At 39.2% G+C, this 14,498-nt stretch carries 14 protein-coding genes and 1 riboswitch; of the genes, 7 read left to right on the top strand and 7 right to left on the bottom strand.

What is annotated here, in order from left to right:
- Positions 1-23: 23 nt before the first annotated feature.
- The gene (locus MSG66_RS12725; RefSeq protein ID WP_262473818.1) at positions 24-401 is read right to left on the bottom strand and encodes a hypothetical protein; all 378 of its coding nucleotides are present in this window, start codon (positions 399-401) and stop codon (positions 24-26) included.
- Positions 402-800: 399 nt separating this feature from the next.
- Between MSG66_RS12725 and baeS the strand changes: the two genes are divergently transcribed.
- Positions 801-2,459 carry a sensor histidine kinase efflux regulator BaeS gene (gene baeS, locus MSG66_RS12720; protein ID WP_324654297.1) on the top strand — a complete coding sequence of 553 codons (1,659 nt, stop codon included), beginning with the start codon at positions 801-803 and terminating at the stop codon, positions 2,457-2,459.
- 21 nt (positions 2,460-2,480) lie between these two features.
- A complete protein-coding gene (locus MSG66_RS12715; protein WP_003655179.1) occupies positions 2,481-3,167 on the top strand; it encodes a response regulator in 687 nt (228 codons plus the stop codon).
- 70 nt (positions 3,168-3,237) lie between these two features.
- On the opposite strand, the gene MSG66_RS12710 is transcribed toward MSG66_RS12715, so the two are convergent.
- The 3 genes from MSG66_RS12710 to MSG66_RS12700 all read right to left on the bottom strand — a co-directional run bounded on the left by MSG66_RS12710 (position 3,238) and on the right by MSG66_RS12700 (position 6,611).
- Positions 3,238-3,819, bottom strand: coding sequence for a L,D-transpeptidase family protein (locus MSG66_RS12710; RefSeq protein WP_324654296.1), 582 nt, complete (start codon positions 3,817-3,819; stop codon positions 3,238-3,240).
- Between the two features lie 77 nt (positions 3,820-3,896).
- Entirely contained in the window at positions 3,897-5,339 is a 1,443-nt protein-coding gene (locus tag MSG66_RS12705) for a protein adenylyltransferase SelO (protein ID WP_324654295.1), read from the bottom strand.
- A gap of 99 nt (positions 5,340-5,438) precedes the next feature.
- On the bottom strand, positions 5,439-6,611 hold the full coding sequence (locus MSG66_RS12700) for an acyl-CoA desaturase (RefSeq protein WP_324654294.1): 1,173 nt from the start codon (positions 6,609-6,611) through the stop codon (positions 5,439-5,441).
- A 208-nt stretch (positions 6,612-6,819) separates the two neighbouring features.
- Between MSG66_RS12700 and MSG66_RS12695 the strand changes: the two genes are divergently transcribed.
- Positions 6,820-7,353 carry an META domain-containing protein gene (locus MSG66_RS12695; protein ID WP_133971811.1) on the top strand — a complete coding sequence of 178 codons (534 nt, stop codon included), beginning with the start codon at positions 6,820-6,822 and terminating at the stop codon, positions 7,351-7,353.
- Between the two features lie 30 nt (positions 7,354-7,383).
- On the opposite strand, the gene MSG66_RS12690 is transcribed toward MSG66_RS12695, so the two are convergent.
- The 3 genes from MSG66_RS12690 to MSG66_RS12680 form a co-directional block, all read right to left on the bottom strand.
- A complete protein-coding gene (locus MSG66_RS12690) occupies positions 7,384-8,097 on the bottom strand; it encodes a glycerophosphodiester phosphodiesterase (protein WP_324654293.1) in 714 nt (237 codons plus the stop codon).
- Positions 8,098-8,171: 74 nt separating this feature from the next.
- On the bottom strand, positions 8,172-8,756 hold the full coding sequence (locus MSG66_RS12685) for a cob(I)yrinic acid a,c-diamide adenosyltransferase (protein WP_324654292.1): 585 nt from the start codon (positions 8,754-8,756) through the stop codon (positions 8,172-8,174).
- A gap of 96 nt (positions 8,757-8,852) precedes the next feature.
- Positions 8,853-10,703 carry a TonB-dependent receptor plug domain-containing protein gene (locus MSG66_RS12680; RefSeq protein ID WP_324654291.1) on the bottom strand — a complete coding sequence of 617 codons (1,851 nt, stop codon included), beginning with the start codon at positions 10,701-10,703 and terminating at the stop codon, positions 8,853-8,855.
- A gap of 23 nt (positions 10,704-10,726) precedes the next feature.
- Positions 10,727-10,934: riboswitch (cobalamin riboswitch) on the bottom strand.
- A 126-nt stretch (positions 10,935-11,060) separates the two neighbouring features.
- On the opposite strand from MSG66_RS12680, the gene MSG66_RS12675 reads away from it, so the two are divergent.
- From MSG66_RS12675 to MSG66_RS12660, 4 genes are read left to right on the top strand one after another with little or no spacing between them, the layout of a single operon-like run.
- Positions 11,061-11,729, top strand: a complete 669-nt coding sequence (locus MSG66_RS12675) for a phosphoribosylanthranilate isomerase (RefSeq protein WP_324654290.1) — start codon at positions 11,061-11,063, stop codon at positions 11,727-11,729.
- Complete coding sequence (gene trpB / locus MSG66_RS12670; RefSeq protein ID WP_042897516.1) at positions 11,704-12,933, top strand: tryptophan synthase subunit beta; 1,230 nt, start codon at positions 11,704-11,706, stop codon at positions 12,931-12,933. Before MSG66_RS12675 ends, trpB begins: the two co-directional genes overlap by 26 nt.
- Before the next feature lie 12 nt (positions 12,934-12,945).
- Positions 12,946-13,458, top strand: a complete 513-nt coding sequence (locus tag MSG66_RS12665) for a DUF1543 domain-containing protein (RefSeq protein ID WP_262473833.1) — start codon at positions 12,946-12,948, stop codon at positions 13,456-13,458.
- Positions 13,459-13,495: 37 nt separating this feature from the next.
- Positions 13,496-14,491, top strand: coding sequence for a DUF2804 domain-containing protein (locus MSG66_RS12660; RefSeq protein ID WP_324654289.1), 996 nt, complete (start codon positions 13,496-13,498; stop codon positions 14,489-14,491).
- Positions 14,492-14,498 lie beyond the last annotated feature (7 nt).

Here is a 14,498-nt window from a genome sequence, read left to right as displayed (position 1 = left end):
CCTTTTTTGTATGGTTTTTAGAATTATTTTGCTTGAGCTGATGTTGGAGCAGGGGCGTTAACTGGTGGTTGAGGGCGTTTTGGTTCAAAACGAAGGTTACAGGTACCTTCAATTGTTTTATCGCCAACTTGCACATTTATATTCTGTCCATTCGCCTTGCCATCACATGCTTTTTGGATTTGTTCAAAGCGAGCTTTACGTTCTGAACGGTGTTGTTCCCATGCTGCTTTTTGTTCAGGTGTGAATTCGCGGTGCTTCATACGATGGTGACCCTCACGTGGGCCATCTTGCATCATGCGATGTTCTGGTTTTTGTGGTTGAGTCGTTGATTGACAAGCCGCTAAACTTCCCATAGTTACAATTGCCGCACTGAATAATGCAATTTTTGCCGTCATTTTCATGTTTAAAAGCCTTTTAATGTTGTGTTTTAAGATGGCTTAAAGATTAGATAATAAAGATGTAGAAACAATGGAGAGTTTTTCTTTTCGTTGTTGGTTACAATGTTAGGGTCTGTTGGTAGTTCATTTTATGAATTGTGTTATAGGCTAAAACCACATAAACGAGGCATGAAGCACAGGCAATGATATGTCCTTGGCAAGCTTCATAACGAAGATTATGGCAGTTTTAGCCATAACCTTTCAGGACGGGACTATTTTTCAGCATTTCGTCGTTAAGAGTTACTTGCTTAGATCACTAAGCTGCGTATCTCTTGCCTAGAAATACAAGAAAAATAGCCTTCGTCACAATTATCAAATGAACTACCAGCAGACCCCCTTTAGCGTAAAAATGAGAGAGTGCTTTTGAACGTTCTACGTGTTCCCATTGCATTACGGTTATTTTTAACAGTCTTGCTCACCACATTGCTTATTGCGACCGCAAGCTTGAGTGTTTTGCACTGGACAATGCAAAAGAACTTCGCCAAATATGTAGCCGACGTTGAAATGCAAAAGCTCGACCGCCTCATTACCAATCTTGGCGATGTCTATACGGTGTACCATGATTGGGGGAATGCGATTCAGGCACAAATTTTACAAATTGAAGGGACAGCAGCTCCCGATGATTATGATCGTCTCTCGCAGTGGTGGCTTCGTCGCCAATATGATATTGCTATTCAACAGCATTCTTTCGATGAACATGCCCTCATCAATATTTCACCTCAAGTTGCGCCGACAAATAAAAATACTATTTTTAGTGATGAAGAGTTAAAAACGCTTGAGCAAAATTTACCTTCTCAATATCAACCATTTGAAGGATTAAGATTCCCATTAAGTGCAAATCAGTTTCGGCCAAGTGATGATAAAAATAAGTCAAAGAAGGGCAGCTTAAAAGATATTGAAACTCAAAATGGTAAGAAGCGTTTTATTGCTTTGCCTGACCGTTTGGGTTTAAGTTCTCGTTTATCTTTATATGATGCAAATCACCAGTTTGTGGTGGGTGAACCGCCTTCTTCAGATCAGATGTCATTTCGCCCGATTATCTTAAACAATCAAGTCGTGGGATATTTGGGCTTAAAACCCGTTTTAGATAAAGAAGATGCTTTAAGTATTAATTTCTTTAGTAATCAAAAGCGTTATTTACTCTTAATTTATGCTTTAACCTTACTTTCAAGTTTAGTTGCAGCGCTATTGATGGCGACTTATTTTAAGAAACCGATTCAGCGTTTATTAAATGCGACAAATGAATTAACGAAAGGAAATTATCAGCATCAAGTTATTATTAAGCGAAATGACGAATTAGGTGATTTATCAACGCAATTGAACCATTTGGCAGAAATTTTACATCGGCATGAAGAATCACGTCGTCAATGGGTGGCGGATACTTCCCATGAATTAAAAACGCCATTGGCTGTATTGCAAGCACAAATTGAAGCGATGCAAGACGGTATTCGAAAAGCAACGCCTGAACATCTGGAGGCGATGATGCGTCAGGTTTCAAGTCTGAAAAAATTAACACAAGACCTTGCAGACTTGGCACAGGCAGATGCACAACAACTCAAGTGTTATTTGAGTTCTGTAAATCCGTGGGAAGTTGTATTACAAGAGGTTGAAAATTTTAAACCGAAACTTGAGCAAGCTGGTCTCGAAATTCAAGTTGAAGGAACAAGTTCTCCGCTATTATTAGACCGTGATCGGTTTAAACAGATTATTGTTAATTTAATTAGTAATAGTATTCGTTACACAGAAACAGGTGGCAAAATTCATATTCATACAGCTCAAACTCCGCAGGAGTGGACTTTGTATGTTGATGACAGTCCATTTGGTTTAAATGATGAGCAGTTATCACGTTTAGGTGAACGATTCTATCGCGTAGATGATTCGCGTACGCGTAGTACAGGTGGAACAGGGCTAGGCTTGGCTTTGTCTTGTAAAATTGCGCAAGCGCTTGGTGGTACACTCAGTTTTGAACATTCACCATTAGGTGGTTTACGTTGTGTACTCACTTTTAAAAAGCAGAGTTAAATATAAAAGGAAAAATATCTCATGAAACATGTGATGTTGGTTGAAGATGAAGTCGAATTAGCGCATTTGGTGCGGGATTATCTTGAGGCTGCCGGTTTTGAAGTAAGTATGTTTCATGATGGTCAAGATGCCTATGCGAGTTTCCAGCAACGTAAACCTAATTTAATGGTTCTGGACTTAATGGTTCCAAGAATGGATGGTTTGACCATTTGCCGTAAGGTTCGTGAACAGTCAGATTTACCGATTATTATGGTGACTGCCCGTACCGAAGAAATTGATCGTGTATTGGGTCTCAACATGGGCGCTGATGATTATGTATGTAAACCGTTTAGCCCAAAAGAGTTGGTCGCTCGCGTACAGGCCGTTTTACGCCGTTTAGAGCGAAAGGCAGAGCCTGAACAAAATGATTCTTTCCGAATTGATAAAGCACAGCAAAGAATTTGGTATCAACAAAAATCGTTGAGCTTAACGCCAACCGAATTTCGTTTACTTGAGCTATTTTTAGAGCATGTTGGACAAGTCTATTCACGAGCACAATTATTGGATCATATTAATCCAGATAGTTTTGACGTTGCCGATCGTGTAATTGACAGTCATATCAAAAACTTGCGTCGAAAAATTAGTGAAGCGGCTGAAACTGGTAACCGTCATGAATGGATTCAAGCTGTTTACGGTGTAGGTTACCGCTTCGAATACCCAGAAGAATAAGCACTCACAAAAGTTATTCTGTGGATAACCACAATGTTATCCACAGAAAATGTGGATAGTTTTAAAGATTTTATGGATAAATTATAATCTTTGTCTGATTCGGTACTAATTGCCAGATCTCATCTATATCCGCATTTCTAACGGCGATACATCCTAGTGTCCAATCCTTATGTGGCATATAAGTCGAGCTAAAAGGCATAGATAAAAATGATTTTGGAACTGATCCATGAATCATGATATCTCCTCCCGTTGGTTGATTATGTTGCTTGGCATAAGCAATATCTTTCGCATCGGGATAGGAAATATGCAAAGATTTATAATATGCACTTTGTGAGTTTCGCCAGTCTATAGAATAAATACCTTCAGGCGTTTTACCATCATTTTCAAAGTGCTTATGTCCTTCAGGGTTAAAGCCTAGACGAATAGGATAACGACGAATCACCTCGTTATTATTTTTAAGTAGAAGTATGCGTTGATTTTTAAATACTTCAATTGAGGTGATGGGCTTTGTCTTGATTAGTTCTAATATTTCTTCTGTTGAAAGAGCTTTATGAGATGATGTAAAAGTCGGTAAATATTTTTCATAATTATAAAAAGTGATTCCTAATGGAATCACAAGAAGTGTACAAATAATGATAGGTCTGATTTTCATATATTATTCTTTGATGTTTAAGAAACTCTCTTAAACTATCATTAAAGCAGCTTAAGAGAGTCTTAGTTCTTAAAGGATTAAGAAGAGCAGCTTACCGCTACATCTGGTACATCACTTGGTAACGGGCCTAAATCTTGTGGCTGTTCAAGTTCTGGTTGTCGTGTATATGGCTGATCAAGCAGCTTAAATAAACGATCTACTTCGCTAAAATCATCTCGTTCTGCCGCATCAATAGCACGTTGAGCCATATGATTACGTAAAATATAAACTGGATTAGCTTTTTGCATATTCGCATCAAGTTCATCGGTATCTTGATGTTCACGAATGCTTTGATATTGGTTAAGAAACTCATCAAACTGTCGAATATCAAGGCAATCATCTCGTAGAGTTTTATATTCTTTATTTTGAAGTCGAAGAAAGCTCTGAGTGTAGTCGAGTTGTTCAGTTTGTAAGATTCTTAAAAAGGCAAAACTACATTCAAGGCTGTCTTTATGAAAATGAGGTAATCCCATTTTTTTACATAAACCAGTTGTGTAATGTTCCATGAAGGTTGGTTCAAAATCTTCTAGGCAAGCGGCTAAATCAAGTTTGAACTGATCTTTATTTTCTGGTGTTGCGAGAGGAATTAAGTTGTTTAACCAAGTCCATAAATTCCAATGGCCTATACTTGGTTGGTTTTGATAAGTATAACGGCCTTGGTAATCCGAGTGGTTATTAATCCAGTTCGGACGGAAACGTTCCATAAAGCCATATGGACCAAAATCGAGTGTAGAACCAGTAATATTTAAGTTATCGGTATTCATTACGCCATGAGCAAATCCCACCAATTGCCATTTTGCGATCATGATTGCCGTATTTCTAATAACTGCTTTGGCAAATGCTAAAATTGGTTGTTCTGCTTCTTGGCATTCTGGATAGTGCCATTCAATACATTTTTGAGTAAATTCTGGCAGCAACTCTGGAGCGTATTGATTAATCCACTCAAAATGCCCTAAACGGATATGACATTCAGACGTTCTGAGTAGCATTGCTCCTAGTTCTAGTTTTTCACGCTGTACGCCTTGAGCTGAGCTTGTAAATCCTACTGCGTGACTAGAAGCCACTCCTAAAGCATTTAAAGCATGTCCAGCTAAATATTCGCGGACGACAGAACGCAACACTGCGCGGCCATCTCCCATTCTTGAATAGGGCGTCGGACCTGCACCTTTAAGGTGTAAGTCTATAGTTTGACCTTTTGTATTTAGTATCTGAGCGATGAGTAAGCCGCGGCCATCGCCAAGTTGACCTGCCCATTGTCCAAATTGGTGGCCAGCATAGACCATAGCCAGAGAAGGGAATTCAGAGAAAGTGCGCTGTCCGCTACAGATTTCAACCCATGCATTTTTTTCGTCTTCTGACCATTGTAATTCATCTGCCAAAGCGGTATTGAAATGGCCCGCTTTTGCACCACGTAAAGGCGATGGCTGCTGAACATGGAATAATTTAGACGGAAGTGAAGGATAGAGCGGATTAAATTGCATGGGCTTGGCAAAATAGAGAGAGCGGATTTAACTATACCATAGTTAAAAAGCGGGCATAAAAATAGCTCCCGAAAGAGCTATTTTAGATAAGAACTTATTCTAGTCTGATACTACGTTAGTGTTCTTTTTAATGTTACGCATTAAAGTTTCTAAACACTCACGATGATGACTTAAACGGTGTTCAAGCAATTGAAAATCAACTTTAAGCTTGTGATCCATTCTATGAATCTTTTCAGCCATTGCTGCTTTTTTCACTTGTAACTCTTGTTCTTTAAGTTTTGCCCAATCATTTAAAGTATGGGTAAATGCTTCGTATTCTTGTGCAATACGTTGCTTCATTTGACTAATGTCAGCATTTACATCATGACCATAAATAGCAAGGTCTTGTTCAGCGTATTTGAACTTCATCGCTAATTCTGCTTTTTTAATATTAAAGCTTGGAATACGACGTAAATTTTTAGCTAAACCAAGTTTCGAACATGACCAGATCAACCATTTAGTTGGGTCATATTGCCACCATTTCACGCCATTACGATAGTCATACTGGAAGATATGGTGATAGTTGTGGTAACCCTCGCCCCAAGTAGCAATCGCTAACCAGAAATTATCACGTGCAGTGTTTTCGTCTGTATAAGGACGGTTACCCCACATGTGGCAAAGCGAGTTAATGAAGAAAGTGACTTGATGGCTAATGATTAATCGCAATAGGCCACCTATGAGGATTACACCCCACAAATCACCCGTTGCCCAACCAATTAAGCCTAAAATTCCAACATGAACTGCAACTACGAGTAAACCGTAGTACTTATGTTGAAACATCACCAGTTTATCGTTCAATAAGTCTGGCGCGTTTTTAAAATCTGGCTTAGATGGTGAATGATCGCGGATCATCCAGCCCATATGGGCATACCAAAAACCACGCTTAATTGAATATGGATCTTCATCAACATGATCAACATGTCGATGGTGTGTACGGTGACCAGATGCCCAGAACAAAATACTATTTTGCACGGCAAATGTTCCACCAATCATTAAAAGAATTTTAAGTGGTAACGACGCTTCATAAGCTCGGTGAGCCCACAGGCGGTGATAACCAGCAGTAATCCCCATACTACTTAGAGCTAAAAGAAAAAATAAGCTTACCCATGCGCTTACACTAAAATCATAATAATACGCATAAATCGGGATTATGATTGCAGCAAGAATTGGTAAACCAATTAAGGTAATGCTAGCGGTCCAGTTAATTGGGGCTTTGAGTGGGGCGGAAGTCATATCCGGCAGCGCTCCTAGAAACCTTGTCAGACAAGGTACAAAGACAAAACGACATAGCAAAACCAATCATCAAGATATATTGCTATTCTATCCTTCATATTAGCACGTGCTTAGTGAGAATCACTAACATTATTGTACAGATGTATTGAAAGAACGGTAACAGATTTAAACTATGTCACAGAGTTTTTCAAGTAGGAGAAGTTGTTTAATGAACGTACAACGATTGAAAAAAAAGAACAGCATTGATATTGCAAGAAAATTATCATTGAAGTGTATCTTGGTCACAATCAGTCTTGTATTAGCAGCATGTCAAAGTGCGCCCAATCAAAATACAAAAACAGTTCAAACAAAAAAAACAGTTCATCATGTTCAACCCCCAGTTATAAAAAAGAGAGTGAGTCCTGATGGCATTCAAGATATTGATTGGCAAATTACCCAGATTAATGGTCACAAGGCCAAGTTTTTTAACCAATGGCCAGTTCTTTCTTTAAATTCTGCTGTTAAAACAGTTTCAGGCCATACGGGATGTAACGGAGTGTTCGGTCGATATACATTTGATTTTAGTCAGCAAAAACTTGATATGCAGGTCAATGCAGGACATTCAAGTTGTGATGGTGCATTGGCTCAAGAAGCAGAATTGATTGATTCTTTACAGCGCATTCAAAAATTTCAGTTGGTAGGCAATACACTCTATTTGCTTGACCAAAGCGGTCAGCGATTGATTCAGGCACAAAAGAAATAATAAAAGGTGGTAGAACCACCTTTTTCATATCTAAAGCGCTTGTAACATGGTTGTTGGAATATCTGTAATTAGCCCTTGTACATCTAAGTCTTTTAGCCTTTTGGCCCTTTCTACATCATTCACTGTCCAGACACTAATGTTCAAGCCAGCCTGTTGTGAAAGCTGAATCATTTCATCTGTTGCAAGTTGATCGTGCCAGCCAATGTGACCGCAGCCATATTGATGCGCAAGCTCAATTGCGATTGCACCCACTGGAAGCTCAACCAATAAGCCTCGTTTAAATTGAGATTTTATATCGCGTAAGGCAGTTAGAATCTGAAGATCGAAACTTGTGATTGTTATGATTTTCTCAAAACCCTGCAATTCAGTCTCAAGCTTTTGAACGAGTCTTTCTGCTAAAGCCATGTCTCTTACGGCTTTTACTTCAACTTCAATATGATCGAAGTTATCAAGTAAGTTTAAAACGCCCGTCAGTGTAGGTGTCGGCTCTGAATTTGGCCAATTGGGCCAGTTTTGACGATGATCAAATAACAATGCTTGAGCCAAACTCGATTGCTCAACAATTTGATCTATTCCCGCAGTACGTAAAAAGTTATCATCATGGATAACGACTAATTCTTGATCTTGAAGCTGACGAATATCAAATTCGACACCACGAATACCTAGATTTTTTAAGTGCTGAAAACCACCTAGCGTGTTTTCAGGAGCTTCTTTGCGTGCACCACGATGACCAATAATGCGCATAATTTTCTTCTATCAAGTATTTTTAAGAATGGTCTCTTCAAAAGAACAGAGACCATTCTTAATCTAATCTATTTTTAAATAATCTCATTAATATTTTTTTGCCAAAGCACTTCTTGTCCACCTTCGGCACGTTGTAAAGCACGAGAAGCAACAAACAACCAGTCGGATAAACGGTTTAGAAGTTGGAGCGCCGTGGTTTGAATATTCTGGTCGCGTGTTTGTACTGAGAGTAGAGATCGTTCTGCACGGCGGCAAACAGCACGCGCCTGATGGGCATAACTACAAGTTAAAGAGCCTGACGGTAGAATAAACTCTTTAAGCATCGGTAAGTCTTCATTCATACGATCAATTTCTTTTTCAAGAAATTCAATGCAAACAGGCTGAAGTAAATTGTAGTTTGGAATACAAACCTCGCCGCCTAAGTCAAAAAGCCAGTGTTGAACTAAGCTCAAACTCTTATCCCAATTTGCTTTGTCTATTACTTGTACTTGACTTGCAGTGATTTGAGCACGAAGTACCCCAATAATGGCATTCAGTTCATCGACATCACCCAATGCTGCAATTCGTAAATCGTCTTTGGCAACACGAGAGCCATCGCCTAAACCTGTTGTGCCTGAGTCGCCTGTGCGTGTATAGATTTTGCTTAAACGGTGTCCCATGATAGATATCCTGAACATAAAAAAGGGGATAATGTCGGTCAGAACATTACCCCGAAACTGGAGTTAAGAAAATATTTTTATAATTAAAGTGAGAAATTAATAACGGAAAGTTACGCCAACAGAAGCTTGGCGACCTGTATTAACATACCAGTCATTTGAAGGATACGTATTTAATACTTCACGATATTGAACATCGCCTACGTTTTGGATATTGGTAAATACTTTTACGTTAGGAATAATATTCCAATAAGCATTTAAGTCTACAGTTGCATAACCCTGTACTCGCATAGAATTTGCTGAGTCTGCATAAGATTTAGATCTTGCAATTAAAGAGGCACTAATTCCGTAAATTGCATTTTCTAAACCTGTACTTACAGTGATAGTCTGGCGAGGACGGTAAGCAATTTCTGTATTATCTTTTTCATTTTCTGTTTTTACGTAAGCATATTCAGTGGACAAGAATAGATCATCCTGATGCCACTTTATTCCAGCTTCACCACCTGTAAAGTTTGCTTTGGCTATATTTGTATTAGTACCAGCATTGTAGGCTATAAGATCTTTAATTTTTGTATGATAAACAGAAAAATTAGTACTCACATTTGACGTAAGATCATAGTTCATCCCCATTTCATAAGAGGTACTTTCTTCTGGTGCTAAGTTCTCATTTCCTCCCCATTGTGAATAAAGTTCATTTAAGGTCGGAGCTCTGAAAGCACTACCGATATTTGCATATATGCTAGCATTCGGTAGGAAATGATAGCGAATAGCACCTTGGCCAACAGTATGGGTACCAAAGCGTTGATTGTCTTCTAAACGAACGCCAACTTGCGTATCAAAAAGATCATTTTTGAGTTGATGCTGTAGATAATAACCTGTGCTATTTACACTTTTATCTGCATTTAGGATGGTATTACTTTTATAATTTGCATCGTTATAGGTGGCACCAACTAAAATATTTTGGTTCGGAGTGAATTTCCATTTCAGATTTAAATCACTCTCATTATTTTCAGTATTGTAATATGAGCCATAAGCAGGAACATTTTGTTTATCCCGAACATTTGCATAGTGTGCATTAATGATTAAATCAGGCAAAATATTATAAGCAACTTTTGTGTTGATAACTCGATTTTCAAATTGACGTTGTGCTGTATTGGTTATGTAGTCATTACTAAAAACATTCGTGCCTTTATTTTCACTAATTGAAGCAGAAGCATCTATTAAGTTTTCTTGGAAGAATCCTATTTTAGCGTGATAGCCTTTTTGATCATAACTGGCTTTTTCATTTTCTGGCTGGCTTTCAAAAATACGTGTTCCATCACTTTCTAAGCGTTGCCCGCCTACTTGTGCATAGAACCCTTGGTCAGTCACGAGATTGGTATTAACAATAGCCTTATAGGTATTATTTTCACCATAAATACCCGTTAACTCAGCACCTGTTTTCTCTGGTTTTTTAGAAATTAACTGGACGACACCACCAATAGCATCACTGCCATATTGAACTGATGCAGGTCCTTTTAGAATCTCAATTTGTTGAACATCTGTTGTATCTAAAAATGCCGGATATAATGGGCCAAGCTCATTTTGACTATTTAAACGAGCACCATCTTTAAGAACTAATGTATGAACTGATTTAGTGCCACGAAGGGAAATTTCAGAAATCTGACCTAGACCACCGCTTTGTTTTATATAAACAGAAGGATCGCGTTGGATAATATCCGAAACATTTAATAATGAATTCTGCCCAATTGTTTTTTCATCAATCACTGAAATACGTGCTGGAACTTCGCTCGCTTTTTCAGCACTTTTTGAAGCAGTCACTACAATTGGATCAAGCTGAGTTGCATTCGTTGTATCTTCAGCAAAAGTAATAGGTGAAAACCCCATCGCAATAGCGATAGCCCCTACCAGACGAGTAGGTTGAAAAGACTTAGACATAACATGCTCCATACATTCACCCCACGTGAATGATCGGGTAGATAGATGAAACAAGTAGGTCTCCGGACTTCAGCGCCATATTTAATTTATGGACATATTCACCTTCCCACAGAACTGCAGTGGTGTAAGTCAAAATTGACTTAAAAAATATGTTTTACATTGTTACCGTTGCGGGGGCAGTGCCGGACTTTCACCAGCTTCCCTAAAGCATGAGTTGCTTACACTTGCTTCCAATTTGACGCAGTATAAAGTGGCAATTTATTTCATACAATGTCATTTAGCCCAATTCCCAGAGAACTTTTACGCAAGGGGCAAAAATTGCATTACAATGGCGCTTATTTTAAGAAATGGTTGTAGTTTAGGCAGATCATGAGCCCTTCAAACCAGAAACGTACACGAGCGAAAATCTGTGGAATTACTCGCCCTCAAGATGTCCAGTCAGTAGTTGCGGCTGGAGCAGATGCAATTGGTTTTGTATTTTTTCCACCAAGTCCAAGACATGTCACACTCGAGCAGGCACAAGAACTAGTTAAACTTATTCCTCCTTATGTACAACTTGTTGGTTTGTTTGTGAATGCAAGTGCTACTGAGATTCAGTCAGTACTTGATTGTGTTCCCCTAGATGTATTACAACTACATGGCGACGAAACTCCAGAACAATGTCAGGAAATAGCTCGCCATTGTAAACGTCGCTGGTATAAAGCGATTCAGGTTAAACCTGAACTAGATGTAATTGCTGAAATTCAAAAATATCAGGCGGCTGGTGCCAGTGCTGTATTGCTCGATGCGTGGCATCCTGAGCTTAAAGGGGGCACAGGACATCAGTTTGACTGGTCTAAATTCCCAAAACTTGATATTCCTTTAATCTTGGCAGGCGGTTTAACTCCTGACAATGTCATTGACGCTATTCATACTACCGGTGCTTTTGCAGTAGATGTGAGCGGAGGCGTAGAGTCCGCAAAAGGTATAAAAGACCAACAACTCATTGAACGATTTATGCAAGGAGTCCAACGTGGATCAGCAAAACAATGTGATTGACTATACACAGTACCCAGATGCTGCAGGGCATTTCGGTATCCATGGCGGACGTTTTGTGTCAGAAACTCTAATGGCGGCATTGGAAGATTTAGAAAATCTCTATTCCCGCATGAAAAATGATGAACAGTTTCTGGCAGAATTCGACCGCGATCTCGCCTACTATGTAGGTCGTCCTAGTCCACTTTATTATGCTGAGCGATGGTCAAAAGAGTTAGGTGGTGCCCAAATTTATCTTAAACGTGAAGACTTGAACCATACAGGCTCACATAAGGTAAACAACACGATTGGTCAGGCGTTATTGGCAAAGCTTTCTGGTAAAAAACGTATTATTGCCGAGACTGGTGCTGGGCAACATGGTGTGGCAACTGCAACAATTGCAGCGCGTTTGGGTCTTGAATGTGTAGTGTACATGGGTGCTGAAGACGTTAAGCGTCAAGCCATGAACGTTTATCGTATGCGTTTATTGGGTGCAACTGTTGTACCTGTGCAAAGTGGTTCAAAAACACTTAAAGATGCCATGAACGAAGCGATGCGTGACTGGGTAACTAATGTTGATAGTACTTACTATGTGATTGGTACGGTGGCAGGTCCTCACCCATACCCACAACTTGTACGTGATTTCCAATCGATTATTGGTCGTGAAGCGCGTAAACAGATTTTGGAACAAGCAGGTCGCTTACCAGATGCATTGGTTGCTTGCGTCGGTGGTGGTTCAAATGCAATGGGCTTGTTCTATCCATTCTTAAACGATGCCAATGTGAAAATGTATGGTGTTGAAGCAGCTGGTTTAGGTATTGAAACTGGTAAACACTCTGCACCATTAAATGCAGGTCACGTTGGCGTGTTGCACGGTAACCGTACTTACTTGATGAGTGACGAGCAAGGCCAGATTATCGAGACACACAGTATCTCTGCTGGGTTAGATTATCCGGGTGTTGGTCCTGAACACAGCTTCTTGAAAGATATGAAGCGCGTAGAGTACGTGCCGATTAATGATACAGAGGCTCTGCAAGGCTTCCGTGATTTAACCAAAATTGAAGGGATTATTCCTGCGCTTGAAAGCTCACATGCCATGGCTTATGTATCTAAGCTTGCACCAACGATGTCTAAAGATCAGATTATTATTGCGACTGTTTCAGGTCGTGGTGATAAAGATTTGATGACTGTTGCACGCATTGATGGCGTAGAAATGGTTGAGATGTAAGCGAGAATAAAAATGCCAAGTCTGTTTATGGTAATGTTGGGTGGGCGTCATGCCCGCGCTAATACAGAAGTTCATGATGTTGTCATGGCTGTAGGAGATACTTTAGAAGAAGTTTATCCTCAACTTAAACAGGCTTGGTTTGGTGAGGCTCAAGGATTACATATTGATGCTTGGGCTAAGCTTTCGGGAGTAAAATCTCAAGAGCAAAATTATCAAATTCACTTCACCGATGCAGCACCAAAACCAGATGACTTAAAGTTATATTTAATTAATTTGGGCGGATATAATGCTCATGAATTTGGTGAGCTCCATCGTTATGAGTTTGTCGTTGCACCTAATGCAGTCATTGCAAAACAACTGGGTAAACAATTTATAGATCGGCAGTGGCAAAAAGCGCATACAGATCGAGTCATTGATATTGATGATTGCTTAGCAATAGATTGTGTAGCAGGACGCTATATTCATTTAATAAAAGGCGATTTTGCTGCAACAGTTTGGGAAAATACGTATTTGACCGTGGTATAGGTCATTTGAAATCTAATATTCATATGGAAGTGGGTAAATGGATTTAATTCAAGAAAATGGACAGCCTCGTTATGGGCGTTTTGAATCTGTACCGTCAACCATTCATGTACAACATTATATTTATAAAACCCCTTATGGTAAGGTCTTAAAAGGCTGGCGTAAGCAATTAAAATATAAAAAATTTAAATTCTGCGGCATTCAACATAAACATTATAGTATTGGTCTGGCCATTGCGGATATTGGCTGGGTTGGGCACGGTTTTTTCTATATTTATGATCATGAAACCCAGCAGGTAATTGAATGGAATGCAATTCAGCCTTTGGGACATAAGACCAATCTAGATGAACAGCCGCTTTTTAACCAAAGCTATTTTTCTAAATGGCCTTATCAATTTGATATTCAGCATGCCAATGGTGTGCGGTACATTCGAGTCACTAAATATGGTGAGATTCAACTGAGCGCTCGAATTTTTTGTGCTGGCACCGATATATTAAGTTTATGTACACCGACAGGAATTAATGGTTGGACCTATACTCAAAAGCAGACCACGCTGGGTGTAGAGGGGATATTTATTAATAAACAAAATCAAATTGTACAATTTGATGAAAAGACTTTTGCATCTTTAGATGATACCTGCGGTTTTTTGCGTCCTGAAACAGCTTGGTTTTGGCTTTCGTGTAATTTCTGGGATGAACAAGGCAGACGTATTGGCCTAAATTTAGCTTCTGGCGTGAATGAAAGCTTTGGTAACGAAAACTGTTTATGGATTAATGGGGTTTTATTTCCCCTGACAGATGTTCTATTTGAAAAAGTAAGTGATGAACTTTGGCAAATTAGTTCTCTAGATCAAAAGCTTAATCTACAAATCCATATTGGTTGGTGTAGATACGAAAATATTAACTTAAGAATGATTGGAAGCCAGTTCAATCAGTGGCAAGCTAAAATTAGTGGCACGATTGAACATGAAATGAATGATGTCATCACTTGTAATGAGCAATACGGTTTACTAGAACAACATTATGCAAAATGGTAACAAGCAG

The sequence above is a fragment of the Acinetobacter sp. IK31 genome (genome assembly GCF_035615195.1).
Classification (GTDB): domain Bacteria; phylum Pseudomonadota; class Gammaproteobacteria; order Pseudomonadales; family Moraxellaceae; genus Acinetobacter; species Acinetobacter calcoaceticus_C.
This window is presented reverse-complemented; position numbering and strand designations above follow the sequence as displayed.